Origin of the sequence: Myxococcus sp. AS-1-15 (assembly GCF_020037055.1) — a bacterium.
GTDB lineage: Bacteria > Myxococcota > Myxococcia > Myxococcales > Myxococcaceae > Myxococcus > Myxococcus fulvus.
Window position 1 is genome coordinate 238,949 of sequence record NZ_JAIQDF010000015.1, and the last position, 14,131, is coordinate 253,079.

The 14,131-nt window shown below is 66.6% G+C and carries 10 protein-coding genes; 2 read left to right on the forward strand and 8 right to left on the reverse strand.

Annotated elements, in window-relative coordinates:
* Positions 1 to 2: 2 nt before the first annotated feature.
* On the forward strand, positions 3 to 3,149 hold the full coding sequence (locus tag K8625_RS33580; protein WP_223738417.1) for an efflux RND transporter permease subunit: 3,147 nt from the start codon (positions 3 to 5) through the stop codon (positions 3,147 to 3,149).
* 343 nt (positions 3,150 to 3,492) lie between these two features.
* On the opposite strand, the gene K8625_RS33585 is transcribed toward K8625_RS33580, so the two are convergent.
* From K8625_RS33585 to K8625_RS33595, 3 genes are read right to left on the reverse strand one after another with little or no spacing between them, the layout of a single operon-like run.
* Positions 3,493 to 3,918: a DUF5666 domain-containing protein gene (locus K8625_RS33585; protein WP_223738418.1), complete on the reverse strand. Its 426-nt coding sequence runs from the start codon at positions 3,916 to 3,918 to the stop codon at positions 3,493 to 3,495.
* Between the two features lie 28 nt (positions 3,919 to 3,946).
* A complete protein-coding gene (locus K8625_RS33590; protein WP_223738808.1) occupies positions 3,947 to 4,543 on the reverse strand; it encodes a c-type cytochrome in 597 nt (198 codons plus the stop codon).
* A 42-nt stretch (positions 4,544 to 4,585) separates the two neighbouring features.
* A complete protein-coding gene (locus K8625_RS33595; protein WP_223738419.1) occupies positions 4,586 to 7,054 on the reverse strand; it encodes a heavy metal translocating P-type ATPase in 2,469 nt (822 codons plus the stop codon).
* Positions 7,055 to 7,341: 287 nt separating this feature from the next.
* On the opposite strand from K8625_RS33595, the gene K8625_RS33600 reads away from it, so the two are divergent.
* The gene (locus tag K8625_RS33600; protein ID WP_223738420.1) at positions 7,342 to 8,616 is read left to right on the forward strand and encodes a type II restriction endonuclease; all 1,275 of its coding nucleotides are present in this window, start codon (positions 7,342 to 7,344) and stop codon (positions 8,614 to 8,616) included.
* A gap of 58 nt (positions 8,617 to 8,674) precedes the next feature.
* Here the strand turns inward: K8625_RS33600 and K8625_RS33605 are convergent, their stop codons facing one another.
* From K8625_RS33605 to K8625_RS33625, 5 genes are all read right to left on the reverse strand, one after another.
* Positions 8,675 to 9,067: a hypothetical protein gene (locus tag K8625_RS33605; RefSeq protein WP_223784987.1), complete on the reverse strand. Its 393-nt coding sequence runs from the start codon at positions 9,065 to 9,067 to the stop codon at positions 8,675 to 8,677.
* A 135-nt stretch (positions 9,068 to 9,202) separates the two neighbouring features.
* Entirely contained in the window at positions 9,203 to 9,787 is a 585-nt protein-coding gene (locus K8625_RS33610; protein ID WP_223738422.1) for a DUF305 domain-containing protein, read from the reverse strand.
* Between the two features lie 218 nt (positions 9,788 to 10,005).
* Positions 10,006 to 11,040 (reverse strand): YncE family protein, encoded by a 1,035-nt coding sequence (locus K8625_RS33615; protein ID WP_223738423.1) that lies wholly within the window; start codon positions 11,038 to 11,040, stop codon positions 10,006 to 10,008.
* A 150-nt stretch (positions 11,041 to 11,190) separates the two neighbouring features.
* The gene (locus K8625_RS33620; RefSeq protein WP_223738424.1) at positions 11,191 to 12,591 is read right to left on the reverse strand and encodes a sigma-54 dependent transcriptional regulator; all 1,401 of its coding nucleotides are present in this window, start codon (positions 12,589 to 12,591) and stop codon (positions 11,191 to 11,193) included.
* Entirely contained in the window at positions 12,588 to 14,015 is a 1,428-nt protein-coding gene (locus K8625_RS33625; RefSeq protein ID WP_223738425.1) for a HAMP domain-containing sensor histidine kinase, read from the reverse strand. Before K8625_RS33625 ends, K8625_RS33620 begins: the two co-directional genes overlap by 4 nt.
* Positions 14,016 to 14,131: the final 116 nt, after the last annotated feature.

The window sequence follows — 14,131 nt, forward strand, 5'->3', positions numbered from 1 at the left end:
CGATGAATCGCCTCATTCGCTGGGCCATCGACAATCGATTGCTGGTGGTTGCCGCTTCCGTACTGCTGCTGGTGCTGGGCTTTCAGGTAGCCCGGAGCATGCCGGTGGACGTCTTCCCAGACCTCACTGCACCTACCGTGACTGTCCTCACCGAGGCCCATGGCCTGGCGCCCGAGGAGGTGGAGACGCTCGTCACGTTCCCCATCGAGACGGCCGTCAACGGCGCCACGGGTGTGCGCCGGGTGCGCTCGGCCTCGGGCGTGGGCATCTCCATCGTCTGGGTGGAGTTCGAGTGGGGGACGGACATCTACACGGCCCGGCAGGTGGTGAACGAGAAGCTCCAACTCGTCGCCGCGCAGCTCCCGCCGGACGTGCCCCCGCCCTCCATGGCGCCCATCTCCTCCGTCATGGGGGAAATCCTCTTCCTCTCCGTCTCCTGGCAGAAGGACGCGCTGGCGGCGGACGCGGCGGGCCGCGAGGCGCAGATGATGGAAGCGCGAGGGGCGGCGGATTGGGTGCTGCGCAAGCGCCTGCTGTCCGTTCCGGGCGTCTCCCAGGTGGTGCCGATTGGTGGGGTGGTGAAGCAGTACCAGGTCCTGCTGCGCCCGGAGGCATTGCAATCGCTCAATGTCTCCTTCGAGCAGGTGGCCACCGCCCTGCGCACGACGAACCACAACGCCTCCGGCGGCTTCTACGTGCAAGGCGGGCAGGAATACCTGCTGCGAGCCGTGGGGCGCGCCAAGGGTGTCGAGGACCTGGCGGGCACGGTTGTCACCGTCCGTGGGGGTGTGCCTATCACCGTGGGGCAGGTTGCCAACGTTCAAGTAGGGCCTCGCCTCAAGCGCGGGGAGGGCAGTGCCAACGCAGAGCCCGCCGTCATCCTCGCGGTGATGAAGCAGCCGGATGCCAATACGCTGGAGCTGACGGAGCGGCTGGACGCGGCGTTGGACGAGGTGCAGGCCACGTTGCCGCAGGGCATGGTGGTGGGCCGCAACATCTTCCGCCAGTCGGACTTCATCTCCGTTGCGGTGCGCAATGTGTCCGTGGCGCTGCGAGACGGGGCCATTCTCGTCGCGCTCATCCTGCTCGTCTTCCTGATGAACGCGCGGGCGACGTTCATCTCCCTCACCGCCATCCCCCTGTCACTGGTCGCCGCGGTGCTGGCGCTCAAGGTCATGGGTGTGACGCTCAACACCATGACGATTGGCGGCCTCACCATCGCCATCGGCGCTTTGGTGGACGACGCCATCATCGACGTGGAGAACGTCTTCCGGCGCCTGCGGGAGAATGCTCACCTGCCAGAAGGTCAGCGCCGTCCCGCCCTGGAGGTCATCTATCGGGCCTCGGTGGAAGTACGCCAGGCCATCGTCTTCGCCACCCTCATCATCATCCTCGTCTTCCTGCCGCTCTTCTTCCTGTCGGGACTCGAGGGGCGGATGCTGGCGCCGCTGGGCCTGGCGTACATCGTGGCCATCGCCGCTTCGCTGGTGGTGGCGGTAACGCTGACGCCCGCGCTGTGTGCGTACCTGCTGCCCAAGGCCAAGGCACTGGGCGCGGATGAGGGGCCGGTTCTGCGCTGGCTGAAGGAGCGCTATCGGCCGGTGCTGCTGTGGGCACTCTCACGGCCTCGCGCCATCCTCGCCGGGGCAGCGCTGGCGCTGCTTGCCACGCTGGCCGTTGTCCCGTTCCTCGGACGCTCCTTCCTCCCCGAGTTCAACGAGGGCACCCTCACGCTGAATGTCGTCACGCTGCCGGGTACGTCGCTGGAGGAGTCGGACAAACTGGGCCGACGGGTGGAGGAAGTGCTGCTGTCCTTTCCCGAGGTGGCATCTACCTCCAGGCGTACCGGCCGCGCTGAGCTGGACGAGCACGCGCAGGACGTCAACGCCGCTGAACTGGACGTAGGGCTGGACCTCTCGAAGGGAGAGCGGAGCAAGGAAGCGGTGCTGGAGGCGATGCGCAAGGCCCTGGCCCAGGTGCCCGGTGTCATCGTCACCATCGGCCAGCCACTGAGCCACCGCATCGACCACATGCTGTCGGGCACGCGGGCCAACATCGCATTGAAAATCTATGGCGATGACTTGGACCGACTGCGCACGCTGGCGGAGCAGGTGAAGAAGGTGGCCGAGGGCACCCCTGGCGCGGTGGACGTGGCGATTGAGCAGCAGGTGGACATCCCCGAGCTGGAGATTCGCATGGACCGGGATGCGGTCGCTCGCTACGGGCTCACCGCGGGCGAGGTGGCCGAGTCGGTGGAGCGGACCTTTGCCGGGGAGACAGTGGGCACCGTGCTGGAGGGACAGCGGGTGGTGGAAATCGCCGTGCGTTTGGATGACGCCTCGCGTGCGGACCTGGACGCTATCTCCTCCACGCTCATTGACACACCCAGCGGCCAACGCATCCCGTTGAAGATGCTGGCGAGCCTCACGCGCGAGTCAGGTCCCAACACCATCAGCCGCGAAGCCGTGCAGCGGAAGATGGTAGTGCAGGCCAACGTTGCGGGCCGAGACTTGACCTCGGTGGTGGACGAATTGCGGTCCCGCCTCACCCGCGAAGTGCCCATGCCGACTGGCTACTACGTGGACTACGGCGGCCAGTTCGAGAGCGCCGAGGAGGCCTCGCGGACCATTGGTTGGCTGAGCGTAGGGGTGGTGGTTGGCATATTCCTGCTGCTGGTGGTGGCCTTCGGCTCAGTGCGCAACTCGCTGCTCACGCTCATCAACCTCCCGCTGGCGCTCATCGGTGGTGTGGTGGCGGTGGCGCTCACCTCCGGCGTGGTGAGCGTGGCGTCGCTGGTGGGATTCATCACCTTATTTGGCATCGCCACGCGCAACGGCATCCTCATGGTGAGCCACTACGAGCACCTGATGAAGGAGGAAGGGAAGACGCTCGCCGAGGCCGTGGTGCAGGGCTCGCTGGAGCGGCTGGCGCCCGTGGTGATGACGGCACTGTGCGCGGGGCTGGCCCTGGTGCCGCTCGTCATCGCGGGTAACGAGCCGGGCAATGAGATTCAGGCGCCCATGGGCGTGGTCATCCTCGGGGGACTGCTGTCCTCCACCTTCCTCAACATGCTGGTGGTGCCAGTCCTCTTCCGGCGCTTCGGCCGGCCGCCCGCGCTCCCTGCCGCCTCAGAGCCCGTGGGGGGGTGAGCGGGTGCGGTTCGGTTGGCAGGCTTGGGGCTGTGGCCTGGTCCCATGGGCGAGGACGCGGACTTCAACGCTGCTTCGAATTCGCTCGGGCGGGGTGAGGGCCGGTGCCCCACCCTCAAGGCTGTTTGCAGTGCGCTTGGTGATTCCGGCGCCACCGCGCTTGCAGAGGAACTCGCTGGCCCCTTGCGCGCCTCGCTCACTCGCATTGACGCGGTGCCGAAGGTGGCTATGCCGCGCTCTTGACGCAGCGATTGAATGGGGGGAGGGACGGTCGGCCCCCTCATGGTCTGTTGCGAGGTTCGGCCCAGGTTTCGAAGTCGCGAGCGCCAGATAGACGCAGGCCTCAGTGTCCTGAGTGCTCGTGGCTTTCACCTTGCGCCGGCGGAGTGGGGGCTGGCTCGGCTCTCTTGGTATCGCCCTTCTGCTTTTCAGGGCCATTGGCGTGCGGCTTGCCGAACTTCACCAACTGCGCATGCACCTGTCCGTTGTTCATCTTCATGCCGTGGACGACGACGCGCTCACCTGCCTTGAGGTCGGCAGCGGTGACTGCCACGCCGCTCTTCTCGTAACGAGTGTTGGGGTCCGTCATCACCTCCTGCTGCTTCCCGTCGCTCGTTTCCACTACGAGAGTGTTCTGCTTCACCTCCTTCACTGTTCCCATGACGTGCGCCCCGTCCTTGCCGTGGGCGAGTGCTATGGCCGGCATCAGCAGGGCGAGGCTCAGTACGGTGAGGACGGTGAGGGGAGGACGATGGAGTTTAGTTCTCATGGCATTGCTCTCCTTGCGTAGTTGGGCGCTACTCCGCGTCGAGGAACTCGTCCTCCATGCGCTTCTCGTTGAACTCGTGCTGGGACTGGGGCATGGCGGCCTTTATTTCGTCGAACTCTTCCGGGCTGAGGCGCGGCAACGTGCGGATGAGCCCGACGAGAGCCCAGCTGTCGTTGTTGCCCACTTCGTCGTGGGCTTGCCCCCAGGCGGGCATACCCGTCAGGCGGATGCCGTTTTGGATGATCCAGTACAACTCGCCATCGCTCAGGTCTTGGGTCGGGGCCGCGCGCATGTCGGGGGCGCGTGGATAGAGCCCCTGCCCGATGGGGGTCTGTCCGCTGCCGTCCGCCGCGTGGCAGATGGCGCAGTGGTCACCCCAATGAGCACGTGCGTCGGCGAGCGCCTGCCACGGGACGGGAACGAGTGGATTGTTCACCTCCCGTGCGCCGGCAGGCATGCTGAGGCTCCGTGCCGCACGTGCCACCTTTGTTTCGAGCGCCGAGGGTTCGTCTCGGGCCGAGAAGCCGCGTCGCGCCATGGCCAGCCCATACACCCCGCCACCCACGCCCAGGGCGAGCGCCAGAGCGCCTATCACGGCCAGTCCTCCCACCACGTTGCGGCGCATGCTCACGGTAGCTTCTCCTCCTGAAGCTGGCGGGGGCGGTGGTCAGAGGTCGAGCCGCCTGAGCCGCAGGGCATTGGTGATGACGGAGACGGACGAGATGCTCATCGCCGCGCTGGCAATCATGGGGCTCAGCAGCAGACCGAAGAACGGGTAGAGGACCCCAGCGGCGATGGGGACGCCGAGCACGTTGTAGATGAACGCGAAGAAGAGGTTCTGGCGGATGTTGTGCACGGTACCGCGGCTGAGGTGCCGGGCGCGGACGATGCCGCGGAGGTCACCCTTCACCAGCGTGACAGCAGCGCTCTCCATCGCGATATCGGTGCCCGTGCCCATCGCGATGCCCACGTTGGCCTGGGCGAGCGCGGGCGCGTCATTTACGCCGTCTCCGGCCATGGCCACCACCTGCCCCTCGGCCTGCAGGCGCTTCACCAACGCGTTCTTTTCCTCGGGGCGCACCTCGGCATGAACTTCGTCAATGCCCAGGCGGTGGGCCACCGCTTCCGCCGTCGTCCGGCTGTCGCCGGTAAGCATCACGAGGCGCAGCCCGTCGGCCCGCAGCTGCTGTATGGCCTCGGGCGTGGTGGCCTTCACCGGGTCGGTCACGCCCAATAGCCCCGCAGGCTTGCCATCCACGGCGACGAACATCACCGTCTGGCCCTCCCGCCGCATGGACTCCGCCTTCTGCACGAGTCGCTCGGCGTCGATGCCGAGCCCCGCGAGGAGCCTGGCATTCCCCAGCGCCACCTGTGCACCGCCCACGTGGCCTGTCACTCCTTGGCCCGTCACGGACTTGAAGCCGGTGGCCTCCGTGAGGACGGCACCGCGCTCCTGTGCGCCTTTCACGATGGCGGACGCGAGCGGGTGCTCGCTCCCGCGCTCGATGCTGCCGGCCACGTGAAGCAGCCGCGCCTCGTCGAAGCCGGGGGCCGGCACCACCGTGGCGAGGCTTGGCCTGCCCTCCGTGAGCGTGCCCGTCTTGTCGACGATGAGAGTGTCCACCTTCGCCAACTCCTCGAGTGCCGACGCGTCTCGGATGAGGACGCCGACCTGCGCGCCGCGACCCATGCCCACCACAATGGAGATGGGCGTGGCCAGGCCCAGGGCGCACGGGCACGCGATGATGAGGACGGCCACCGCGTTGACCAGCGCGTGGGCGAGGCGGGGCTCCGGCCCCCACAGCCCCCAGACGAACGCCGTCAGGACGGCGATTCCCACCACTGCGGGCACGAACCAGCCGGAGACGGTGTCTGCGATGCGCTGGATAGGGGCCCGGCTGCGCTGGGCTTCGGCCACCCGCTGCACGATTTGTGAGAGGAGGGTGTCGCGGCCGACGCGCTCCGCCCGCATCACGAAGCTGCCCGTGCCATTGACAGTCGAGCCCGTCACCCGGCTATTGGGCGCCTTCTCGGAGGGAATGGGCTCACCCGTCACCATGGACTCGTCCACGGCGCTCTCGCCCTCCAGGACGATGCCATCCACGGGCACCTTCTCACCAGGGCGGACCCGGAGGCGGTCACCCACGTGGACCCGCTCCAGCGGCACGTCCTCTTCGCGCCCGTCCTCGCGCAGCAGCCGTGCCGTCTTCGGAGCCAGCCCGAGGAGCGCCTTCAAGGCTCCCGAGGTGGCATGACGAGCCCGGAGTTCCAGCACTTGGCCCAGCAGCACCAGAGTGGTGATGACCGCTGCGGCTTCAAAGTACACGGGCACGTGGCCCCCGTGGCCGATGAAGGAATGGGGCAGGAGGCCGGGGAAGAGGGTGGCGAAGACGCTGAAGCCGTAGGCCGCGCCCGTTCCCAGTGCAATCAGCGTGAACATGTTGAGGTGCCGGTTGCGTACCGACGCCCAACCCCGCTGAAAGAAGGGGAAGCCGCCCCACAGCACAACGGGCGTCGCCAGGGCGAGCTGCACCCAGGCCATGAGCGGCCCTGGAACGAGGCGCTGCACGGGCTGCCCGGGAATCATCTCGGACATACCCAGCACGAACAGGGGGAGCGAGAGGGCAAGGCTCACCCAGAAGCGCCGCCGCATATCGAGGTACTCCGGGTCCGGCGCTTCCTCAAGGGTGACAGTCCGTGGCTCAAGCGCCATGCCGCAAATGGGACACGTCCCGGGCTCGGGCCGAACAATCTCAGGGTGCATCGGGCAGACGTACTCGGTGCGTGTCTGGACGGCTGGCTGCTCGGGCTCCAGGGCCATTCCACACTTCGGACAGGTGCCCGGGTGGTCCTGCCGCACCTCCGGGTCCATCGGGCAGATGTACGCGGTGCCAGCAGGGGCAGGTGCCGGTGGCGGCTGGGTCTCGGGGGAGAGGTACTTCTGCGGCTCCGCCTTGAACTTCTCGCGGCACTTCGGGTTGCAGAAGAAGTAGGTGTGCCCCTCGTGCACGTGGCTACCGCCCTTCGCGGCATGGGGGTCCACGAACATCCCGCAGACGGGGTCCTTCACTTTGTCCTCCGGCAGGTGCGGAGGGTGGTGCCCGGCGTGGACATCTGGGGGGTGATGCGTCGTCATCGTCGCGCTTCCTTTCACCGGTGCTCACGAAGCACCCCATCCCCTCTTACAGTTCCGGGTGAATCTGGAGGCGGCCCACGGCTGCCCGCCCGCTTCGGAGGGATGCTCTCGATGAGGAGGCCTCCCCATCCCGGTAACAAGCAACCCGGAGGCCAGCCATGCCTGAGAGGTAAGTCCGCAATTCTGCTCAGGCGTACGCTTTCGCGGCGTAACCGGTGCTGTTACACCCTGATGAGGTCGGTCACACCCGGTTTGCGAACCCCGCGGGCGCGCTGGAACATGAGGGCATGTCCGAACCGCTCCGTTCCCTCATCTCTCGGTGGCGCGAAGACCCGGGCGGAACCTACCGCTCCTGGTTCCTCTGGGAGGAGCGCCTGAAGAACTTCCGCTCCATCCGCCGCGGCCTGGCCACGGTGGTGGAGGAGATCGAGAAGGGCACCTTCGGCAACGTGTACAAGGGCTCGTCCCTGGAGACCGTGGTGGGCTCGGTGTCCGAGCAGCGGCAGATCTTCAAGGGCGCGGACCACGCCTTTCTGTGGAAGCCCAAGCTGCGCATCCCGGACATCTACGAGTCCCCGGAGAACCAGCGCGCCTTCGGCCGCTTCCTGTCCGCGTGTGCCTGCTGTGGTGACGGTGAGGGGCTCGTGGCGGCCATCCGCGCCCTCGATGAGCGGAAAATCAAGGGGCTCGGGCCCGCCGCGGCGAACCTGCTCTACTTCCTGCATCCCACGCTGATGCCGCCGTTCAACACGGCCATCGTGAACGGCTACAACGCGCTCACCGGTGCGAAGGTGAAGCTGGGCAAGTGGGAGGAGTACCTCGCCATGCGCGAGGGCGTCCTCCGGCTCAATGCGACCCACCGCGAGTTGCTCTCCAATGACCTGGGCGCCGTGGGCGGGCTGCTCTTCGACATCGGCAGTGGCCGGTATGCGCCACCGCCCGGGGAGGAGGACGTCGAGGCGCGAGCTGCCTGGGAGGCGGACCTGGCCAAGGTGCGGACCGAGGCAGCGGGGGCACGCAAGGCCCGCGAGGCTGCCGAGGCCGAGGACCTCACCCACACCGAGGTCCAGGGCTGGCTGAGAGACCTGGGCGCCGCACTCGGTTACGACGTGTGGGTGGCCGCCAATGACCGCGGACGCCGCTGCGGCACGGGCCTGCTCGGAGATGGGTGCCTCGCGGAGCTGCCGTCAGTCGTGGCGACGGCACCAGGGGGCGAAGCGGTCCGTCTCATCGACGTGCTCTGGCTGGAGAAGGGACGCGCCGCGGTGGCCGCGGCGTTCGAGGTGGAGCACACGACGTCCATCTACTCCGGCATCGTGCGGCTGCTAGACTTGGCGCTGGGGGCCCCGGGCTCCGCCACGAGGGGCCTGTTCCTCGTCGCGCCAGACGGCCGCGAGGAGGATGTCCGGCAGCAACTCGCGCGCCCAGCCTTCCGCCGAGTCGCGGACCTCGACGTGCGCTACCTTCCCTACGGTGAGCTGGAGCGCCACCGCGAGGCGATGGGCCGCTTCGGGCAGGGGCTCAAGGCCGTGCAGGCGGTGGCTCGCCGCCTCCATCCGTGAGCGTGCCTCTCAGGAACACTACATTCCAGACCGAGACAGCACGCTGTCGTCAGCGCTGCTACTGACCGGGCGAGGCCGGTTGGCCCTGCTGCTGGGTGCCGCTTCCGCTCATGCAGCGCTGCATCCCCTGCGCCATGCGCTGAACTTCCTCGACTTGGCCGGCGTTCTTTGCGGTGAGCCGCAGAATGGCCCCTGTCGGCGTCTGCTCCACCTTCACGTCCGCCATTCCGCGCATGGAGCAGTTCATTCCCGCGCCGCCCATGCCCTGGCCCATCATGCCGCCACCCATCATTCCGCCGCCCATCATTTCGCAGGGACAGCCGGATTGCTGCTGCGCGGATGCGTCCGTCTGGCGCTCCGCCTTCGGCGCCTGACTGGTGCCTTGGGCTCCAGCGAGTGGTCCGAAGAGCAGTCCCGTGGTGATGAGCAGGCTGTACCCAAAATTCCTCATGGCATTTCCTCCCTGACTCGAGCTTCCCCAAAGAAAAGCTGCTGCCGGAGCTGGAGGATGGCTTGGCCGAGCCAAAGTGGGATGGCGGTGTAAGCGGTGGCTTGCCGCCTACAACCCTGAGCACGCCCGGCTCTCCTATGGCTGACTGCCGTACCACGCCTTACGCCACTCAATCAGCTGGCCGACCTCCTCCGCCTGCGCGTCGATGATTCTCCGGGACATGGCGCGGATCTCCGCGATGCTGCTCCGCTGGAGCGCGACAGTCGCCATCTGAATGGCGCCCGCGTGGTGAGGCATCATCGAGTCGATGAACGCCTTGTCGACGTCCGGCTTCTGCGCAAGCTCGTCGGGCATCAGCATGCCGCTGTTCTGCATCTCGGACTCGCTCATCATGGTCGGCACGTCCGAGGAGCCGAAATGGGCCTGCTTGAGGGCCTTCAGTTCGTCAATCTCCTGCCGCTGATCCTGGATCATCTTCGTCGCCAGTGCCCGAAGCTCCTGGCGCGTCCCGCGCTGCTCCTCGACCATGGCCATCTCGGTGGCCATCTGGTGGTGCGCGGCCATCATGTCGATGAACCGCTCGTCGGAGTAGTTGCCGTCCACGACGAGCTGTTCGGGGGCGACGTCATCGCCCATGGACATGCCATGGGAACTCGACTCGTCGTCTCCGCAGCCTGCCACCACCATGAGCAATACGACCGTCAGTGCGCGGCACAGCATAGGGGAACTCATATGTTCGCAACCTCCACGCTCGACGCCCTGTACGCCTCGCCGAGCCGAGGCACTAGGAACGCTCGCAGGACCAGAAACTGAGCACGGAGCAGTTCCTTGTCAGCTGTGAGCGGCGAGGTTACAGGCTTGGCCCGCGAGGCTTACTTGTGCGGTTTGGCGAGCCAACGCGCACTGCGACTTCAGGCCAGGGCTGCTGTTGGAAGAAATCAGTTCTTGCGGAAGACGAGACCGTTGGGCTTGGTGCCCACAGTGAGCGTCTTCCGAATGGTACGGGTCGCAACCTCCACGACGCTCAGCGTCCCCGCTGCCTGGTTGGTGACGAAGGCGGTGGCACCGTCGGCGGAGAAGGTGATGCCATGAGCGCCGGCACCTGTGGCGAGTTCCCCCTGGCGCGTCGTGGTTCCCGCCGCGAAGAAGATGAGCTTGCCATTGTCAGTGTCCGTCACCCAGAGGTCGCCGTTGGGGGCCGTGGCGGCCATGGCCGGCGTGAAGCCCAATCCGTAGGTGCGCGCGACCTCCAGCGTCCCGGAGTTGATAGCGGTCAGGCTCTTCCCGTCCTCGTTGTCCACGTACATGAGGCCGTCGTTCCCCGGCCAGGCCCCCACGGGGTTGGCACCGACGGGCACTGTCTTCTCCACCGCTTTGGTCACAACGTTGATGACAGTGACGCTGTTGGAGTCACCGTTGGCAACGAAGGCATATCGGCCATCCTGTGAGAACGTCACCTCCGCGGACATGTCCCCCACGGTGACCGTCTGCCTTGGTTCCAGCGTCCGGCTGTCGAGTACGAGGACCGTGCCCGGCTCCGACATCAACGCCGTCCAGACTTCGGTGCCATCTGGCGAGAAGGCGCCGTTGTGGGGCATCGCGTCGAACTGCCGTATGGCCCGGGTCTCGCCCGTCTTCGCGTCCAGGAGGAGGACTTTGCCCGGCATGGTGTGGCCCGCGTGGCCGCCGCCGTGCCCTCCACTCAGGTCCATGCCAGGGACGGCCACCACGAGCGAGGTTCCATCCGGGCTCAGGTTGACGTGGTGCGGATAACTCACATCTTCCAGTTGGAGGGTGCTCGCCACCTCCAACTGCTCCACGTCGATGACGCTGAGAGAGTGGCTCCCGCCATTCACAACGAACACGACGTCCTTCTCGGCGGAGGGGAAGGTGTCCGAGTCGTCGTCACAGCCGATTATGGTCAGTAACGCCAGGGAAGGGAGTGCCCACAGCGTCCGCTTGAGGAGTTCCATCAGTCGAGCCTTTCGGAATGTCCGCGTGAAGAGTCAGACCAGGGGGGACCTAATAGACGTGCTTGCGTGTTTGTGCAACTCGGTTGCATTTAATTTCTGCTGTGGCGTTGCTGGAGGCGAAGCGTTCCTTGGCGTGCGTGAGCTGGACGTTCAATCTGGCTCCTTGAAGTCATCGGAACGCAGGCCATAGCGCTTGAGGAGTCGATGGAGGCTCTCGCGCTCCATGCCCGCCCGTTCCGCGGCTCGAGTCACGTTGCCCCCGAACTCCCTCAGCAGGGCGATGAGATAGTCCCGGGACGCGTGGTCCCGCGCCAGGTCCACCGCCTCACGGAAGGGCATCTTTACCAGCTGGCTCGCGGGCAGTGCCCCCTGGGGCGCCCCCGCGACTTCCGGTGGAAGGTCGCCCTGGCCCAGGCGGGAGCCCGTGGCGATGGCAACCGCGCGTTCGATGGCATTCTCCAACTGGCGCACGTTGCCGGGCCAGCTGTACCCGGTCAGCGCGCGTAGCGCGTCCGGCTCCAAGCCGTCCACCGACTGGTGGTAGGTCTTCGCCGCCTTCTGCACAAAGTGTATCGCCAGCAACGGGATGTCCTCGCGCCGCTCGCGCAGGGGCGGCAGATGTACTGGGAAGACATTGAGCCGGTAGTACAGGTCCTCGCGGAATCGGCCTGCGGCGGCGTCGGCCTTGAGGTCGCGGTGGGTGGCGGTGATGACGCGTGCGTCGATGCGGCGCGCCACCGAGTCACCGACACGTCGGACCTCTTTATCCTGGAGAGTTCGGTTGAGCTTTACTTGGACAGCCAGGGGCAGCTCGCCAATCTCGTCCAGGAAAATGGTCCCCCCCGACGCGGATTCGAAAAGGCCGGGTTTGGTCTCCACCGCGCCGGTGAATGCCCCCCGGGCGTGACCGAACAGCTCGCTCTCGATGAGCTCCGAGGGCAGCGCGCCGCAGTTGACGGCGACGAAGGGCCGGTCTTTCCGCGGGCCGTGGTGGTGGATGGCCCGGGCCACCAACTCCTTGCCCGTTCCCGTCTCTCCGGTGATGAGCACCGTGATGTCCAACTCGGCGGCGCGCTCCAGCAGGCCGTAGAGCGTGCGCATTGGTGGGCTCCTGCCAATGATGTTCTGGAAGCTGTAGATGCCCTCCAACTCGCGCCGCAATGTGGCCGCCTGCTCCTTGAGCCGCTTGCGCTCAAGAGCGCGAGCCACGACCAGGGATGCCTCGTCCGGGTCGAAGGGCTTCGGCAGGTAGTCGTAGGCCCCCTCCTTGATGGCCTCCACTGCCTTGGGGACGGAGGCATACGCCGTCATCATGATGACCTCGGTGGCCGGCGAGTGCTGCTTGACGGCCCTTAGCACCTCGAAGCCGTCTGCCCCCGGCATGCGGATGTCCGTCACTACGAGGTCGAACTCCTGGGTCTGGATGAGAGTGAGCGCACGGCCGCCGTCTTCAGCCGTCCTCACTTGGTAGGCGTCACCCAGAATCCGGGTGAAGAGGTGACGCATGTTCTCTTTGTCGTCGACGACGAGAACGCTCGGTCTGTTCGTCACGGCGTACTCCGGGGGAGATGCAGGGTGAACTCCGCGCCATGTCCGGGGAGATTGCGTGGCTGGATGTGGCCTCCATGGGCCTGGGCGATGGCCTGTGACACGGCCAGCCCCAGCCCGGTGCCTTGAGGTTTGGTGGTGAAGAAGGGCTCGAAGAGCCGCTCGTGCGCTTCGGGAGCAAGGCCTGGTCCGGTGTCGCGGACCGTGAGCGCCACCTCACCTTCGCGCGCATGAATGGCCACCGTCACCTGTCCCGAAGGCCCTGCGGCCTCCACGGCGTTCTTGAGCAGGTTGGTGACCACCTGGCGAAGCCGCTGCGGGTGGCCGGCCACCTGGGCTTCGCCTTCCACCGTCAAGGAGACGTCGGAGAGTTGGGCGGACTCTCGCAGCCGGGAGATGACCTCCTCCACCAGCTCTCGCAGCTCCAGCGTTTCACCCGGAACCTGGAGCGGTCGCGACAGGTCGAGCAGCCCCTCCACGATGTCACGGCAGCGCAGCGTCTCCTCTTCGATGATGCGCAGGTCATCGGCCAGCGCGCCTTCCGCCTTGCGCTGAAGCAGGCGCACGTAGCCCAGGATAACACCCAGGGGGTTGTTGATTTCATGCGCCACGCCCGCTGCCAGGCGGCCAATGCCCGCCAGCCGCTCGCTCTGCACCAGACGCTCCTGGTGCTCACGAAGCGCGGCGGTCATCCGGTTGAATTGCTGTGCCAGTCTTCCGAACTCGTCCGGGCGGTTCAGCGCGATGCGGGTGGTGAGGTCGCCCGCAGCGATGCGGGCCGCGCCGGCCTCCAATAGGGAGACAGGACGGGCTACCGAACGGCCGATATAGAGGCCCACACCCGCCGCAAGGAGGGCCGCGGCGGCCAGGATCACGACGGTCCATTGGAAGCTGCCGTGTTGGACTGTGCTCGCGTGCTCCTCATAATTCCCGATGGCGCGCTCGTAGTGCGAAGCCAGGGTGTCCGCGCTCTCCTGGATGACGCCGACGAGCTCCAGTGCCCGGGAGTGCTCACGGACCGCTGTGGTGCGGTCCCCTTTCAGGACGGCCGGGACGAGTGCCTCCCGGAAGAGCAGGTCCAGTTCCGCAGTGGTGCGACGCATCGTGTCTACCTGGGCTCGCTCCTCGGGGGTGATCGCCTGCGCCTGGACCTGCTCAAGGAGCGCCAGAGCGCGGCGGTGGGCACCGTCGTAGAGCGGCAGGTGGCTGGCATTGCCGAGGATGAGGGTATGGGCCAGGTGAGCGTAGAGGTCTCGCACTGCGGTCGCGAGCGACAACGTGGTGCGCACGGCGGTCTCCTGCCTCCGCACGCTGTGCAGGGCCTCGTGGATCTCCGCCATGCCTTCGAGCGCGGCATAGGCCGCTGCGCCGAAGGCCAGGACGAGGAGCGAGAAGGCGTATAGGAGCCTGCGAGCAGTTCCGGACACAGCGTCCCCCAGCGAACGAAGATGAAAGTTTAGCAATGCGCAGGCCAACACCGCGCTCGCAGCAAGTGCCTGAATTCGTTCCTGACACAGGCCCCGGCCCTGTGGAGAGGGATGTG

Coding starts and splice junctions, on each gene's coding strand:
- K8625_RS33595 (WP_223738419.1), bottom strand. CDS start 7,054: ATGACGACGCATCACCCCCCAGATGTCCACGCCGGGCACCACCCTCCG.
- K8625_RS33615 (WP_223738423.1), bottom strand. CDS start 11,040: ATGGAACTCCTCAAGCGGACGCTGTGGGCACTCCCTTCCCTGGCGTTA.
- K8625_RS33590 (WP_223738808.1), bottom strand. CDS start 4,543: ATGCGCCGCAACGTGGTGGGAGGACTGGCCGTGATAGGCGCTCTGGCG.
- K8625_RS33585 (WP_223738418.1), bottom strand. CDS start 3,918: ATGAGAACTAAACTCCATCGTCCTCCCCTCACCGTCCTCACCGTACTG.
- K8625_RS33605 (WP_223784987.1), bottom strand. CDS start 9,067: ATGAGGAATTTTGGGTACAGCCTGCTCATCACCACGGGACTGCTCTTC.
- K8625_RS33610 (WP_223738422.1), bottom strand. CDS start 9,787: ATGCTGTGCCGCGCACTGACGGTCGTATTGCTCATGGTGGTGGCAGGC.
- K8625_RS33600 (WP_223738420.1), top strand. CDS start 7,342: ATGTCCGAACCGCTCCGTTCCCTCATCTCTCGGTGGCGCGAAGACCCG.
- K8625_RS33580 (WP_223738417.1), top strand. CDS start 3: ATGAATCGCCTCATTCGCTGGGCCATCGACAATCGATTGCTGGTGGTT.